The organism is Acidocella sp. C78 (assembly GCF_907164655.1).
This window is the reverse complement of sequence record NZ_CAJQZK010000061.1, coordinates 107696-121415: the sequence shown is the minus strand read 5'-3', so window position 1 is coordinate 121415 and position 13720 is coordinate 107696. Positions and strand designations below refer to the sequence as shown.

The 13720-nt window shown below is 70.6% G+C and carries 14 protein-coding genes; 6 read left to right on the top strand and 8 right to left on the bottom strand.

From position 1 onward, the window contains the following. Positions 1–3: 3 nt before the first annotated feature. Together ACIDOCELLA78_RS84010 and ACIDOCELLA78_RS84005 are read right to left on the bottom strand one after the other, a co-directional pair. Positions 4–669 (bottom strand): glutathione S-transferase, encoded by a 666-nt coding sequence (locus ACIDOCELLA78_RS84010; protein WP_201727893.1) that lies wholly within the window; start codon positions 667–669, stop codon positions 4–6. Next, on the bottom strand, positions 666–1499 hold the full coding sequence (locus ACIDOCELLA78_RS84005; RefSeq protein ID WP_201727928.1) for a folate-binding protein YgfZ: 834 nt from the start codon (positions 1497–1499) through the stop codon (positions 666–668). The genes ACIDOCELLA78_RS84010 and ACIDOCELLA78_RS84005 overlap by 4 nt, the downstream gene beginning before the upstream one ends. Positions 1500–1547: 48 nt before the next feature. Between ACIDOCELLA78_RS84005 and ACIDOCELLA78_RS84000 the strand changes: the two genes are divergently transcribed. The 5 genes from ACIDOCELLA78_RS84000 (at position 1548) to ACIDOCELLA78_RS83980 (ending at position 6992) form a co-directional block, all read left to right on the top strand. Continuing rightward, positions 1548–2444 (top strand): glycosyltransferase family 9 protein, encoded by an 897-nt coding sequence (locus ACIDOCELLA78_RS84000; RefSeq protein ID WP_201727892.1) that lies wholly within the window; start codon positions 1548–1550, stop codon positions 2442–2444. Next, positions 2441–3466 (top strand): glycosyltransferase, encoded by a 1026-nt coding sequence (locus tag ACIDOCELLA78_RS83995; RefSeq protein WP_201727891.1) that lies wholly within the window; start codon positions 2441–2443, stop codon positions 3464–3466. Before ACIDOCELLA78_RS84000 ends, ACIDOCELLA78_RS83995 begins: the two co-directional genes overlap by 4 nt. Beyond that, positions 3466–5211: an asparagine synthase (glutamine-hydrolyzing) gene (gene asnB / locus ACIDOCELLA78_RS83990; RefSeq protein WP_201727890.1), complete on the top strand. Its 1746-nt coding sequence runs from the start codon at positions 3466–3468 to the stop codon at positions 5209–5211. Before ACIDOCELLA78_RS83995 ends, asnB begins: the two co-directional genes overlap by 1 nt. Then, positions 5208–6536, top strand: a complete 1329-nt coding sequence (locus ACIDOCELLA78_RS83985) for a dihydroorotase (protein ID WP_201727889.1) — start codon at positions 5208–5210, stop codon at positions 6534–6536. Before asnB ends, ACIDOCELLA78_RS83985 begins: the two co-directional genes overlap by 4 nt. Positions 6537–6785: 249 nt before the next feature. After that, a complete protein-coding gene (locus ACIDOCELLA78_RS83980; RefSeq protein ID WP_007422074.1) occupies positions 6786–6992 on the top strand; it encodes a cold-shock protein in 207 nt (68 codons plus the stop codon). 57 nt (positions 6993–7049) lie between these two features. On the opposite strand, the gene ACIDOCELLA78_RS83975 is transcribed toward ACIDOCELLA78_RS83980, so the two are convergent. The 6 genes from ACIDOCELLA78_RS83975 to ACIDOCELLA78_RS83950 all read right to left on the bottom strand — a co-directional run bounded on the left by ACIDOCELLA78_RS83975 (position 7050) and on the right by ACIDOCELLA78_RS83950 (position 12867). Continuing rightward, positions 7050–7691: a GIN domain-containing protein gene (locus tag ACIDOCELLA78_RS83975; RefSeq protein ID WP_201727888.1), complete on the bottom strand. Its 642-nt coding sequence runs from the start codon at positions 7689–7691 to the stop codon at positions 7050–7052. Between the two features lie 70 nt (positions 7692–7761). Further along, positions 7762–8997, bottom strand: coding sequence for a DNA polymerase IV (locus tag ACIDOCELLA78_RS83970; RefSeq protein ID WP_201727887.1), 1236 nt, complete (start codon positions 8995–8997; stop codon positions 7762–7764). A 51-nt stretch (positions 8998–9048) separates the two neighbouring features. Then, positions 9049–9975 carry a sterol desaturase family protein gene (locus ACIDOCELLA78_RS83965; RefSeq protein WP_201727886.1) on the bottom strand — a complete coding sequence of 309 codons (927 nt, stop codon included), beginning with the start codon at positions 9973–9975 and terminating at the stop codon, positions 9049–9051. 2 nt (positions 9976–9977) lie between these two features. Beyond that, the gene (locus ACIDOCELLA78_RS83960; protein ID WP_201727885.1) at positions 9978–10979 is read right to left on the bottom strand and encodes a beta-propeller fold lactonase family protein; all 1002 of its coding nucleotides are present in this window, start codon (positions 10977–10979) and stop codon (positions 9978–9980) included. Further along, positions 10976–12295: an O-antigen ligase gene (locus ACIDOCELLA78_RS83955; RefSeq protein ID WP_201727884.1), complete on the bottom strand. Its 1320-nt coding sequence runs from the start codon at positions 12293–12295 to the stop codon at positions 10976–10978. Before ACIDOCELLA78_RS83955 ends, ACIDOCELLA78_RS83960 begins: the two co-directional genes overlap by 4 nt. Beyond that, positions 12292–12867, bottom strand: a complete 576-nt coding sequence (locus ACIDOCELLA78_RS83950) for a class I SAM-dependent methyltransferase (protein WP_201727883.1) — start codon at positions 12865–12867, stop codon at positions 12292–12294. The genes ACIDOCELLA78_RS83955 and ACIDOCELLA78_RS83950 overlap by 4 nt, the downstream gene beginning before the upstream one ends. A 40-nt stretch (positions 12868–12907) precedes the next feature. Here ACIDOCELLA78_RS83950 and ACIDOCELLA78_RS83945 point away from each other — a divergent pair, with 40 nt between their 5' ends. Beyond that, positions 12908–13702: an alpha/beta fold hydrolase gene (locus ACIDOCELLA78_RS83945; protein ID WP_201727882.1), complete on the top strand. Its 795-nt coding sequence runs from the start codon at positions 12908–12910 to the stop codon at positions 13700–13702. Positions 13703–13720 lie beyond the last annotated feature (18 nt).

Here is a 13720-nt window from a genome sequence, read left to right as displayed (position 1 = left end):
CGCTCAGGCGAACGGGTAGGGGCCGCCGCGCTCCAGCGCCCGCTGCCATGCCGGCCTTGCGTGGATCGCGGCGAGAAAGGCGTTGAGCCGCGGGTAATTGCCGCGCAGCAGCCCCCTTGTGTTCGCCGCCTCGATCGGGAAGCTCATCATGATGTCGGCGCCGGTCAGCGCATCGCCGGCGAACCAGGCCGAGTTCGCCAGCGCGTCTTCCCAGAACCGGATATTGGCGCCGAGATTGGGGTCGAGAAACGCATCCCCCACCTTGTTGCCGATGGCGCGCATCAGCGGCTTGAGCACGAAGGGCGCCTGTTTCGGCATTTCGTCGAATACCAGCTTCATCACCAGGAACGGCATCGCCGAGCCCTCGGCATGGTGCAGCCAGTAGGTGTAGCGGCGCCGCTCGTCGGTGCCCTCGGGCGGAATCAGCCGCCCCTTGCCGTAGGTGCCGATGAGGTATTCGACGATCGCGCCGGTCTCGGCGACGGTGATGCCGCCATCGGTGATCACGGGTGACTTGCCGAGCGGATGGACCGCGCGGAGGGATGGCGGGGCGAGCTTGGTCTTCCGGTCGCGGTCATAATGCTGCACCTCGTATTCGAGGCCGAGTTCTTCGAGCAGCCAGAGCACGCGCTGCGAGCGCGACGCTTCGAGATGGTGAACGACGATCATGGTGTCGCGGTCTCCGGCAGGGTCATCCAGGATGGAATATCGGGCGTCAGCACGATGCCGTCGAGGCTTAGCGGGGTGCCCAGCGCATCGAGCCGCAGCAGTGCGAGGCCGCGCCGGCCGAGGCTCGTCCGCAGCGTGCCGACCTCGCGGCCGCCGGCGGTGATCGCTCCGGCGGCGGGCAGCTCGGCTTCGGCTTCGACCGGAACAAGCCGGCGCTTGACCAGCCCCCGGTAGCGGGTGCGGGCGGTGAGTTCCTGCCCCATGTAGCAGCCCTTGTCCCAGTCGATCCCGTTCAGCTCGCCGAAGCCGGCTTCCATCAGCAGGGTCTTTTCCGGTTCGAGATCGTCGTGATCCGGCAGGCCGAGCGCCAGCCGGTGGGCGCGATAGGCGGGTTCATCCGCCGCTCCGGCCAGCGGCGCCGGAGCCAGTATCCGGTGGCCGGCTTCGGGCAGGCGCGGATCGGCGGCGGTGATCGCGCCGGGGGGTGTGACAGGGAGCGCGCCGCCCCATGCGGCATGCACGGCGAAGTCGTCCGACCGGTCGCGCAGGGTGACCTGGCTGCGCAGCCGGAAGCGCGAGAGCCGGCGGATCAACTCCGCGACCGCCGCGCGCGGTGACTCCAGCAGGAGCGACTTGCCCGCGGCAAGAATGAAGAATTCGGCCAGATAGCGCCCCTGCGGCGTGAGCAGCGCGGACCAGACGGCCCGGCCCGGTTCCGCCTTCGTCACGTCGTTCGACACGAGGCCCTGGAGAAAGGCGACACGGTCGGGTCCCTCGATCCCGACCACGCCGCGCGCGGGAAGATATGCGATCGTCGTCATGATCGGGATGTGGCCCCTTGGCCGTGCGGCGGCAAGCCGTGCTACAGCCACCGCAGCATGAGAATCCTGTTCATAGCCTCGTCCCGCATCGGCGACGCGGTGATCGCCTCCGGCGCGATGGAACGCATCCGGCGCGATTATCCCGGCGCGCGGCTGACAGTGGCCTGCGGCGCCGCTTCCGCCGGCGTGTTCGCGCGGCTGCCGGGGCTGGAGCGGTTGATCGTTTTCGAGAAGCAGCGGCAGGATCGCCACTGGCTCTCGCTGTGGAGCCGGCTGGTGCGCGATCGCTGGGAGGTGGTGGTGGATTTTCGTGGCTCGGCGCTGGCCTATACGCTGCGCGCCGGGCGGCGGATCGTGGTGCGCGGCGGGCGGCGGCCCGGCCGGCGCTACCGGCAGGTCGGCGCCTCCTGCGGGTTCGAGCCGGCGCCGCTGCCGGTGGTCTGGACTGCGCCGGCGGACCGCGCCATCGCCGCCCGCCTGCTGCCCGAGGGCGCGCCGGTGCTCGGCCTCGGCCCGACCGCGAACTGGGATGGCAAGATCTGGCCGGCCGAGCGCTTCGTCGCCCTGGCTCGCGCGCTGGAGTATCGGCGCGTTGCGGTCTTCGGCGGCCCGGGCAAGGCCGAGGCGGCGCGCGCCGCCCCGGTGCTTGCGGCGCTGCCCGGCGCGATCGACCTGGTCGGCCGCGTATCGGTGGTCGAGGCGGCCGCCTGCCTCGCCCGCTGCGCCCTGTTCGTGGGCAATGATTCCGGGCTCATGCACCTTGCCGCCGCCGCCGGCACGCCGACGCTCGGCCTGTTTGGCCGTTCCCGCGCTTCCGAATACGCGCCCGCCGGCCCCTGTGCCGCCTTCGTCGCGGCGCCCGGCCCCGAGGGCGAGGCGCCGATGCAGGGGTTGGGCGTGGAGCCGGTGATCGCGGCGGCGCGAGACCTCGCGGCGCGGGCGGTGGCGGCATGAGGATCGCGCAACTGATGGCCGGTGCCGCGAATGGCGGCGCCGAGCTGTTCTTCGAGCGGATGACGCTGGCGCTGCACGAGGCCGGCGAGACGGTGCTGCCGGTGATCCGCCCCGATCCGGCGCGGATGAGCCTGCTGCGCGGCGCGGGGCTCGATCCGGTCGGGCTGCGCTATGGCGGCCCGCTCGATCTCCTCACCCGCCCGCGCGCGGGGGCGGCGCTGCGCGGCTTCGGCGCCGAGTTGGCGATGGCGTGGATGAGCCGCGCCGCCTTTCACGCGCCGCGCGGCGACTGGGCGCTCATCGGCCGGCTCGGCGGCTACTACCCGCTGAAATATTTCCGCCGCTGCGATCATCTGGTCGGCAACACCCGCGACATCGTGCGCTGGATCGGCGCGCAGGGCTGGCCGCGCGAGCGCATCGCCTACCTGCCCAATTTCGTCGCCGATTTCGCCGCCGAGCCGCCCGCCGCGCGCGAGGCGCTCGGCGTGCCGGCATCGGCACCGCTGGTGCTCGCCCTCGGGCGGCTGCACGAGGTCAAGGGGTTCGACGATCTGATCCGCGCGATCGAGCCGGTCTCCGGCGCGCATCTGGTGATCGCCGGCGAGGGGCCGGAACGCGCTGGTCTGGAGGCGCTGGTCGCCGCGCGCGGGCTTGGCGGGCGGGTCCATCTCGCCGGCTGGCGGCGCGATGTCGGCGCGCTGCTGCGGATGGCCGACCTGTTCGTCTCGTCCTCGCGCCATGAACCGCTCGGCAACATGGTGCTGGAGGCGTTCTCCGCCGCGACCCCGGTGGTGGCGGTTGCCGCCGAGGGGCCGCGCGAGGTGATCCGCGACGGGGTGGATGGCGTGCTGGTGCCGCTCGGCGACACGCAGTCCCTCTCCGCCGCGATCGCGGCCCTGCTCGCCGATCCCGCCCGCCGCGCCGATTTCGCCGCCGCCGGCCGGGCGCGGTTCGAGGCGGAGTTCGCCGCCCCGGTCGTGATGGCGACCTGGCGCGATTACCTTTCCGGGGTGCGGCGCTGATGTGCGGCATCGCGGGTCTCGCGCTGAAGCCGGGGGCGCGGATCGCGCCGGAAACCCTCGCAGCGCTCGCCCGGGCGCTGGCGCATCGCGGGCCGGATGGCGCGGGCACCCATGTCAGCGAGCGCGCGGCGCTGGTGCATACAAGGCTCGCCATCGTCGATCTCGCGACCGGCGACCAGCCGCTGTTCGGCGCCGGCGCCGCGCTGATCGGCAATGGCGAAATCTACAACAACCGCGAGCTGCGCGCTTCCCTGCCGCAGGTTCCTTTCCGCACCGGCAGCGATTGCGAGCCGCCGCTCCACCTCGCCCGCGTCGAGGCGGACATCGTGCCGTCGCTGCGCGGGATGTATGCGCTGGCGATCGACGATTCCGAGCGCGGCGTGGTGACGCTGGTGCGCGATCCGTTCGGCATCAAGCCGCTCTACCGCTGCGCCGCCGATCAGGGCACCGCGTTCGCCTCCGAGCCGCAGGCGCTGCTCGCCGCCGGGCTCGCGAAACGGCGGATTGACACCGCGCGCCTCGTCGAGCTGCTGCAACTGCAATTCACCACCGGCACCGCGACGGTCTTCGCCGGGATCGAACGGGTGCCGCCGGGCGCGCTGCTCACCTTGCGCGATGGCGCCGAGGCGGCACTGCTCGGCCATCCGCCGATCGAGCCGGGCGAGGCGCCGCGCGACGAGGATGCGGCCCTCGTCGCGCTCGATGCGGTGCTGGCGCAATCGGTCGAGCTGCACCAGCGCAGCGACGTGCCCTATGGCGTGTTTCTCTCCGGCGGGATCGACAGCGCCGCGATTCTCGCCCTGATGGCGCGGCTGAACGAGACGCCGGTGCTCGCCTTCACCGCCGGATTCGACCGCGACACGGTGGCCGACGAGCGCGACGATGCCGCGGCGACCGCCCGCGCCGTGGGCGCGCGGCACGAGCGGATCGAGATCACCGAGGCGATGACCTGGCGGCACCTGCCCGCCATCGTCGCCGCGATGGACGATCCGGCCGCCGATTACGCCATCATCCCCACCTGGTTCCTCGCCCGCCATGCGCGCCAGAGCGTGAAGGTCGTTCTCTCGGGCGAGGGCGGGGACGAGATGTTCGCCGGCTACGGACGTTACCGCGCGGCGGCGCGGCCCTGGCCCTTCGCCCGGCCGATGCGCGCCCGCGGCGCGTTCGACGGGCTCGGCCTGCTGCGCGATGACGGCGATGCCTGGCGCGCCGGCCTGCTGCGCGCGCGGCAGGCGGCGGGCGGCGGCGGCCTCGGTCGCGCGCAGCGCGAGGATGTCGCGACCTGGCTGCCCGACGACCTGCTGCTCAAGCTCGATCGCTGCCTGATGGCGCATGGCGTCGAGGGGCGCACGCCGTTCCTCGACCGCGAGGTGGCGCGCTTCGCCTTCGCCCTGCCGGATAGGCTGCGGGCGCGCCGGGGGCTCGGCAAATATCTGCTGCGCAAATGGCTGGAGGCGAATCTGCCGGCGGCGCGCCCCTTCGCCCGCAAGCAGGGGTTCGATGTGCCGGTCGCCGCCTGGATCGCCGGGCAGGGCCAGCGCCTTGGCGAGCTGGTGTCGCGCGCGCCGGTCATCGCCGAGGTCGCGGCGCCGGCGCGCGTGCGCGACCTGTTCGACCGCGCGGCCGACCGCCGGGCCGGCGTGGCATGCTGGCGGTTGCTGTTCCTTGCCCTGTGGCATCACCGCCACGGGCTCGGCGGCGCCGCCGATGGCGATGTGTTCGAAACACTGGGAGAACGGGCATGACCGAGCGCTATGATCTGATCATCGAGAACGGCACCCTGATCCTGCCCTGGGGCGAGGCAACCGGGCGGATCGGCGTGCGGGACGGGCGGATTGCCACCCTCGCCGCCGCGGGCGAGGCGGCCGAGACGATCGACGCGCGCGGCCTGCACGTGCTGCCGGGGCTGATCGACCCGCATGTGCATTTCCGCGACTCCGGCAGCGGCGAGCTGCCGGCGGTCGAGACGATGGAAACCGGCACGCGCGGTGCGGTGCTCGGCGGCATCACCGCGATCTTCGACATGCCGAACACCGGCACGCCGGCTACCGGACAGGCGGCGCTGGCGGCGAAGCGGGACTCGCTCGCCGGCCGGGCGTGGTGCGATGTCGGCCTCTATGTCGGCGCGACGAAGGACAATATCGCCGAACTCGCCACCCTCGAGGCCGAGCCCGGGATCTGCGCGATCAAGGTTTTCGCCGGCTCCTCAACTGGTAACCTGCTGGTCGAGGATGACGCCTCGATCGAACGTGTGATGCGCGCCGGACGGCGGCGGATCGCCTTCCATTCCGAGGATGAATACCGCCTGCAGGCGCGGCGCGGCGAATTCTCCACCGGCATGGCCTACGCCAACCACGCGGTCTGGCGCGACCCGGAATGCGCGGCGCTCGGCACAAGGCGGATCATGGCGCTAGCCCGCCGCACCGGCCGCCCGGCGCATATCCTGCATGTCTCGACCGAGGAAGAATTCGCCTATCTGCGCGATTTTCGCGATGTCGCCAGCGTCGAGGTGCTGGTCAATCACCTGACCCAGATGGCGCCCGACGCCTATGACCGGCTTGGCGCCTATGCGGTGATGAATCCGCCGATCCGCGATCGGCGCCATGTCGAGGCGGCGTGGCGCGCGGTGGCGGATGGGCTGGTGGACACGATCGGCTCAGACCACGCGCCGCATCCCCGGGAAGCGAAGGAACGCCCCTGGCCGGAAACCGCGGCCGGGCTGACCGGCGTGCAGACCCTGGTGCCGGTGATGCTCGACCAGGTGGCGAAGGGGCGGCTGCCGCTCACCCGGCTGGTCGATCTCATGGCGGCGGGGCCGGCGCGGATTTACGGCGCGGTCGGCAAGGGGCGGATCGCCGCCGGCTATGACGCCGATTTCACCCTGGTTGACCTGCGGCGCCAGCAGCGCATCGAGGCGGGTTGGCTCGCCAGCCCCTGCGGCTGGTCGCCGTTCGAGGGCGAGCGCGTCACCGGCTGGCCGGTGATGACGATCATCCGCGGCCGGGTGGCGATGCGCGATGGCGCCGTGACGGGAACGCCCGCGGGGCGGAGCGTTGTCTTCCGCTCCTGACCCGCACGGCCCGTCCGGGAGGGGGCGATCATCGCGATATCAAGGGTATAGGTTGCCGGCAGCGGGCTCGGCGGGCGCGTGTCCAATTCCATGCTGGCCCTCGGGTCGAAAAACCTGTATAAGGACCGCACGGCGCTTTTCGGTTCTGGTTGCTGCGTGCGTTACGGCGTTACCGCCTTCGACACCTCCCCAAGTTGAAGAGTTAGCTGGCCCGCATATCGCGGGCTGCCGTTTGTTTGGAGAGTCGCGATGTCGACAGGTACTGTTAAGTGGTTCAACGCAACCAAGGGCTATGGCTTCATCCAGCCGGATGACGGGTCGAAGGACGTGTTCGTGCACATTTCCGCCGTCGAGCGCGCCGGCCTCGGCCGGATCGACGAGGGTCAGCGCCTTGAATTCGAGGTCCGCAAGGGCCGCGAAGGCAAGATGTCTGCCGAGAACCTGAAGGCGGCCTGAACCCGCCTGTCTCGGAAAAGGCGCCGTGCGAACGGCGCCTTTTTTGTTGCCCGCACGTCAGCGCTGGGTGATGACCCCATAGGCGAGCGACTTGAAGGTATGCGCCTTCGGATGGCCGAGTACCACGACCCGGCCTTCGCCATACATCGTCACATTGGCGTCCTTGCTGGCGAAGACGATCAGGTTCGCCTGGCCCCGCGCCGCGATGCGCGCGCCGGCGGCGTGCAGCCCGCTCGCATCGATCGAGGCAACGCCGCGCGAGACCATGCTGAACCGCCCGACCTGCCCCGACAGCGTGGCGGCCGCCGCGCCGTCATTGGTGAAGTCGAAGCGTGGTCCTGAAAGCCCCCGCAATTCCGCGCGGACGAACCCCCTCGTCGTCAGTTCTGCAAGCGCTGGCGCGGTGATCGTCACCTCCACGGTCTCGCGCTTCGGCAGGTCGAGCGGGGCGGGGCGGTCGATCAACAGTACGCCGCGCTTCACGCTCACGGCGAGGTTTTCCACCAGATAGGGATCGCCGGCGAGCCGCACCGACCGCGCAGCACCGGAGGTGAAATCGAGCCGGAACCGGCCATGCAGGGCGATCGCATCGAATGGCCCGACATGTTCGACGATCACCCGTGGCGCCGCCACGGCGTTTCCGGCGCCCGCCAGAAACAGCGCCGCGACGAAGATGGCGGGGTTTCCGCGTAATTTCATCGACGATCCTCCTGTGGCGAGCCTATCGGTTTTGCACAGTCCCGGGCAAGTATGGCGTCGGCTGGAAAGCCTACCCGCCGCGGCGGATGATGCCGGTGCCGAATTTCGCCCGCAACCGCTCGACTGCATCCTCGCGGGCGGCGCGGCGGGGCGTTTCCCGGTCGACCAGATCGCCGCGATCGGCCTCCGCCGCCGCGGCGAGCCGGGCCGCGCCGATCCCGATCAGCCGGTAGCGCGGGCCCGCCGCACGCATCAGGATGGGCTTCGCCGCCTCGAAGATGGTCTCGGCCAGCTGCGTCGGCCCGGTCAGCCGCACCGCATGGGTATGCGTCTCGAAGCTGGCGGTCTTGAGCTTGAGCACGAGCCCGGCGGCGGCGAAGCCCTCGGCGCGCAGCCGCCGGGCGAGTTTCTCGCAGAGCGGAAACAGGGCGCGGGCGAGGGAGGCCGCATCGTCGATATCCTCGGCGAAGGTCGTCTCCGCGCTGATCGATTTCGTCGCCCGCGCGGGGTCGATCGGGCGTGGATCGATGCCGCGGGCGCGTGCGGCCAGCATCGGCCCGTCCTCGCCGAGCCGGGCGCGGGCGGAGCGGTCGTCGAGGGCTGCGAGCTGGCCAACGCGGGTGATCCCCATGCCGGCGAGTTTCCGCGCCAGCGCCGGGCCCACGCCGGGAAGAATGCCGACCGGCTCCGGCGCCAGCACCGCCGCCGCCTCCGACCCCAGCACCGCGAAGCCGCGCGGCTTGTCACGCTCGGCGGCGAGTTTCGCGAGCAGCCGGTTGGCGGCAAGGCCGACCGACACCGTCACCCCCACCTCCGCCTCCACCCGGCGGGCGAAGCGGCTCAGCACCGCGGCCGGCGGAGCCTTGTGCAATGCCTCGGTGCCGGAGAGGTCGAGCGCCGCCTCGTCGATCGACAGCGGCTGCACCAGCGGCGTCAGTGTGGCCATCAGCGCGCGGATCTCGGCCGCTGCCGCCGCGTATTTCCGCATCTCCGGAGCGATCACCACCGCATCCGGGCAGAGTTTCCTGGCCTTGAATATCGGCATCGCCGAGCGCACGCCCGAGAGCCGGGCGATGTAGCAGCAGGCCGCCACCACGCCGCGCGCCCCGCCGCCGACGATCACCGGCCGGTCGGCAAGCTCGGGCCGGTCGCGCTTCTCGACGCTCGCATAAAACGCGTCGCAGTCGATATGGGCGATGGCAAGGGTCGTGATCTCGTCATGCGCGACGAGGCGCCGCCCCTCGCAGTGCGGGCATGCGGTTTCGGTCTCGAAGATCGTCTCGCAGTCGCGGCACAGGGTCGGCATGGCCAGCGCAGGAAACGCCTTATCGGCGCCGGGCGGAAGCGAAAAATCGCGTCAGATCGAGCGGACCAGATGCACGAGGCCCGACCATTGCTGGGCCACCCATCCGCCGCTCGCCATCGCCTCGGGGGCTGCGGGGTCGCCGGTCGGCGCGAAATCCTTCGAGAAATCGGCGGTGCCGAACATCATGTCCCAGAACGGAAACACCGCGCCGTAGTTGATCGAGCGTTCGCCGGCGGCGAGAATGCCGTGATGCGCGCGGTGAAACCGCGGCGAGACCAGCAGCCGCTCGCCGATCCGGCCGAAGGAGAGGCGAATGTTGGCGTGGCTGAAACTTTCGACGAAGCGCAGGATCAGCACCAGCAGCGGGAATTGCAGCGGCGGAATCCCGATCAGCAGCCCCACCGCCATGAACCAGAGAAAGCCGATCACCTCGTCGAGCACATGGTTGCGGTCGTCCGACCAGAAGGTCATCTGCCGCTGGGCGTGATGCACCGCGTGCAGCGCGTACCAGGCACGGAAGCGGTGCGAGAGCCGGTGCCGCCAGTAATCGGCGAAGTCGAGGATCAGCGCGTAGACCGCGAAGGTGATTACCGGATGGCCGAACAGCGGCGGAAAGATCGTCTCCAGCATCGGCGGCACATAGCCATGATCGGCGAGGAACCCGTCGAGCCGCACCTGTGCCGCGTAGAACAGCACGAAGGTCATCACCGGCAGCACGCCGACGCGGGCGAGAAACGTGTAGAACACATCGACCAGCACCACCCGCCGGCTTTCCCACCGCTCGATCGGCATGGCCCGCTCCAGCGGCACGCAGACGGCGTAGGCCAGCAGCATCTGCGTCACGCCATAGATCGCCACCAGCGTCCAGCCGAAGGAAAGCTCGCTCCACTGCATCAGGCCGAACCGGTAGAGCAGCGGCAGCACCGCCACCTGCTCCACCCAGCCGGCCAGATCGTTGAACGGATGGGCCGGCAGCATGCTCAGGCCAGGCGCATCGCCGTGCGGGCGGCGGTGTCGGTCAGCAGGGTCGAGAGATAGATCCCGTGCGGCGAGCGGCCGACCGTGATGTGGTCCACCGCACCGCTCGCCGGATCGAGCACGGCGACGCGGGAGGCGAAGCGCAGCGCGATCCATAGCCGCCCATCCGGCGCGAAGCACAGGTCATCCGGCCCGCCTGGCATCGGAATCCGCCGCTTGAAGCCGAGAGTCTTCGCATCCAGCACCGTCAGCGAGCCGGCGACGCGGTTGGTGATGTAGAGCTCGCTGCGGTCCGGCGTGAGGAAGATGTTGTGCGCGCCCTTGTCGGTCAGCACGGTGCGCATCACCCGGCCGGTCGCCGGATCGACCACGGCGACATGATCGCTGCCCATGATCGCGACCAGCACCACGCCGTCATGCCACATCACCCCGGCGGGCGTCTTGCCGACCGGCGCCGTCCAGCGGACGCGCATGGTGGCAAGATCGATCGCGACCAGCGTGCCGGAATCCTGCATCGAGACGAACACGGTGCTGGAATCCGGCGTGTAGCTCAGATGGCTCGGCATCGATCCGGCGCGGAAGCGGTGGGCGAGGCTCAGCGTGTCGGCATGGTAGATGTCGACATGGTTGAGCCGCAGGCAGTTCACGGTGAGGAATTTGCCGTCCGGGCTGAACCAGAGCTGGTAGGGATCGGGGATCAGCTTGTGGCCGCGCTCGTGCCCGGTTTCGGGGTTGAAGAAGAACAGCGCGTTGCCCGAGGCATCGGCGATCAGCAGCGTCTTGCGGTCGGGCGTCAGCGCCCAGTGGCCGGGTTCGCGCAGCGTCGGCTCGGTGTGGATCACCTTGCGCGTCGTCATGTCGATGACGGAAACGCGCGAGCCGCCCGAATCGAGCACGATGCAGATCGGCGGCGTCGTGCCGGCGGCGCGGGCGAAGGCGGGGGCCAGGCCGAGAAACGCCGGCGCGGCCAGCAGCGCGCGGCGGGAAAGCGGGAGCATGGTCATGCCGGGGCCGATCCTTCGTCGGGATTGATGAACACCGCCCGCGCCCATGTGAAGAACGTCAGGCTGGTCGTTGCGATCAAAGTATTATCGGTCAGAGATTGCACTGCGAAGGCGAGAAACACAAGGCGGATCAGCCGTCGCTGCCCCACCGGCAGCGCAGCGCTGCCCCGAAACAGCCACAGGCCGAGCAGGCCGAACAGCAGCAGCGCGCCGGGCACGCCGCCCTCGCAGGCGATGCGCAGATATTCGTCATGCGCCGCGTTGGTGCCGAGGAAGCGGCCGATCGGTGAATGCAGCGGCACGATCACCTTGCCCGCGCCTACCCCCCAGCCGAGCCAGGGCGAGCGCGAAAGCGCCGCCTCGAAATAGGGCCAGATCAGGTTGCGGTTGGACAGGCTCCCGGCATCGCCGAGATGGACGAGGTCGATCACGCGGACGAAATGCAGCGCCGGCCCGGCGAGCAGCACGGCGGCGAGTGCCGCCCCGCCGATCGCCAGCAGGCTCACCCGTTCCCGCATGCCGAAACCCGGCGCTTCGACCGCGACCAGGGTGGCGAGCGTGGCGAAAGTGGCGAGCGCCAGCGGGGCGCGCGCGCCGCTCGCCAGCAGGATCAGGAAATTCGCGCCGATCCAGGCCCATTCGCGCCGCCGACCGCTACCGGCGAAGCCGACCAGCCCGGCATAGATCCCGATCATCGCGAAGCCGCCGAGAAAGGCCGGAGAACTTGACGCCTGCAGCCGGATCGCGCCGAGCTGCACGCCATAGAGCGCGCGCAGCCCGGCCGCGTGCAGGGCCAGCCCGAACGCCACCGTCACCGCCGGGCCGATGATGGTGCAGCGGATGATCGCCGCGCGCATCCGCGCCTCCGCCCGCATGAAGCCGGCGGCGAACGGCGCCGCCGAGCCGACCAGCGAGCGCAGCGAGGCGAGCGGCGTCAGCCCCGGCCACAGGCCGTGCATGAATCCGCCGATAAACATGAAGAGAAAGGCGAAACCCGGATTGTAACGGTCCATCCGCACCCCGCGGCGCAGCGCGGCCAGCCCGATGATCGCTAGTCCCGCGACCTTGAGCAGGGCGATGATCGCCTCGTGATCGCCGATCATGTCCGAAAGCCACATCTCCGGCGTGGTTTCCACCAGGAGCAGCCAGGCGGCCATCGCCGCTTCCGGCCAGGCGAGTGCTGCGCCACCGGCAAGGCCGAGCGCCAGAAGGCCTAGCAAGGGCCCGATTCCCTGCGGCACGAGGAGCAGAAGCGCTGCCGCAAGACCGGCCGCCACGGCGAGCGCCGCGCCTCCGCGCGCGATACCGCCAGTCACGGCACGGCGAGGATCGTGTAGTGTTCGTCCGGCCCGGCTACCGCGGCCGCCGCGGAAAACCCGGCGGCGGCAAGATGCGTCTGCGCCTCGGCCGGCGTCATCCGCCGCGCCATCGGCGCGCCGACCGCACCGGGCCCGGCCGGGTCGTATTCGGCGATGAACAGCGCGCCGGATGGTTTCATGGCGGCGCGGATCGCGCGCAGCGCCGCATCCCTGTCCCGCATGTGATGCAGGGCATCGGTCAGCATGACCCGGTCCGGCGCCATTGGAAGGGCCGCAAGCGTCTCGGCCCGCCCCACGATCGTCTCCAGCGCCAGGCCGCGCCGCGCCGCCTCGGCTTCGGCATAAGCGAGGGATGCGGACTCCGGGTCCATCGCCAGCACGCGCGCGCCGAGAGCCGCGTATTCAAGGGCGAGCGCGCCGGTACCTGCGCCGATATCGAGCACGGTCATGCCGGCGGCAAGGCCCGCCCGCGCCGCCCAGACGGCGGCCAGATGCCGCTTCTCCGCCTGCCGTGCCACCAGCCGCTCGAGCCGTGCGGCATCCGCCCCGGGTTGATTTTCCGCCTGCATGGGCCAACCCTAGCCGAAGCCAAGGGATCGACAAACCGAAATGATTCTCCACGCCTCAACGACCGGCACCGGCCCGGATGTCATTCTCCTGCACGGGCTGTTCGGCGCCGGGCGCAATCTCGGCGTCATCGCCCGCGGGCTCGCGGCGTGGTTCCGCGTCACCACGCTCGACGCCCGCAATCATGGCGACAGCCCGCACGATGCGGACATGCGCTACCAGGCCATGGCTGAGGATGTCGCCGAGACGATGGAGTCGCTCGGCATCGGCTCTGCCCGCGTGGTCGGGCACTCGATGGGCGGCAAGATCGCGATGATGCTCGCACTCGCGCAACCCGGCCGCGTCGCCCGCCTCGCCGTGCTCGACATCGCGCCGATCGCCTATGGCCATGAGCATCTGGGTTATGTCCGGGCGATGCGCGGCCTCATGCTGCATCCCGGCCTGACGCGGCAGGAGGCCGACGCCGCCCTTGCCGCCAGCGTGCCGGAGCCGGCCTTGCGGGGGTTCCTGCTGCACAATCTCGTGCTTGGCGCCGCACCCCGCTGGCGCCTTGGCCTTGAGGAAATCGCCGGCGCGATGAACGATCTGGTCGGCTGGGCCGATCCGGCGCCGGGCGCGCGCTACAATGGCCCGGCACTGTTCGTCGCCGGGGCCGCATCGTCCTATGTGCCGGAGGCGGCGCATGACGCGATCCGCGCCCGCTTCCCGCAGGCGCGGATCGAGACGATCGCTGATGCCGGCCACTGGCTGCACGCCGAGAAGCCGCGCGAGGTGCTCGCGGCGCTCGAGCCTTTCCTGCGCGGCCAGAGCATCATCCGGTCGGATGACGTCATCTGATCGGATGAAGATGCTCTG

Excerpts from the sequence above, each read along its gene's own strand:
- ACIDOCELLA78_RS83960 (WP_201727885.1), bottom strand. The coding sequence starts at position 10,979 with ATGACCATGCTCCCGCTTTCCCGCCGCGCGCTGCTGGCCGCGCCGGCG.
- ACIDOCELLA78_RS83965 (WP_201727886.1), bottom strand. The coding sequence starts at position 9,975 with ATGCTGCCGGCCCATCCGTTCAACGATCTGGCCGGCTGGGTGGAGCAG.
- ACIDOCELLA78_RS84000 (WP_201727892.1), top strand. The coding sequence starts at position 1,548 with ATGAGAATCCTGTTCATAGCCTCGTCCCGCATCGGCGACGCGGTGATC.
- ACIDOCELLA78_RS83985 (WP_201727889.1), top strand. The coding sequence starts at position 5,208 with ATGACCGAGCGCTATGATCTGATCATCGAGAACGGCACCCTGATCCTG.
- ACIDOCELLA78_RS83995 (WP_201727891.1), top strand. The coding sequence starts at position 2,441 with ATGAGGATCGCGCAACTGATGGCCGGTGCCGCGAATGGCGGCGCCGAG.
- ACIDOCELLA78_RS83980 (WP_007422074.1), top strand. The coding sequence starts at position 6,786 with ATGTCGACAGGTACTGTTAAGTGGTTCAACGCAACCAAGGGCTATGGC.
- ACIDOCELLA78_RS83950 (WP_201727883.1), bottom strand. The coding sequence starts at position 12,867 with ATGCAGGCGGAAAATCAACCCGGGGCGGATGCCGCACGGCTCGAGCGG.
- ACIDOCELLA78_RS83945 (WP_201727882.1), top strand. The coding sequence starts at position 12,908 with ATGATTCTCCACGCCTCAACGACCGGCACCGGCCCGGATGTCATTCTC.
- ACIDOCELLA78_RS83975 (WP_201727888.1), bottom strand. The coding sequence starts at position 7,691 with ATGAAATTACGCGGAAACCCCGCCATCTTCGTCGCGGCGCTGTTTCTG.
- asnB (WP_201727890.1), top strand. The coding sequence starts at position 3,466 with ATGTGCGGCATCGCGGGTCTCGCGCTGAAGCCGGGGGCGCGGATCGCG.
- ACIDOCELLA78_RS84010 (WP_201727893.1), bottom strand. The coding sequence starts at position 669 with ATGATCGTCGTTCACCATCTCGAAGCGTCGCGCTCGCAGCGCGTGCTC.
- ACIDOCELLA78_RS83970 (WP_201727887.1), bottom strand. The coding sequence starts at position 8,997 with ATGCCGACCCTGTGCCGCGACTGCGAGACGATCTTCGAGACCGAAACC.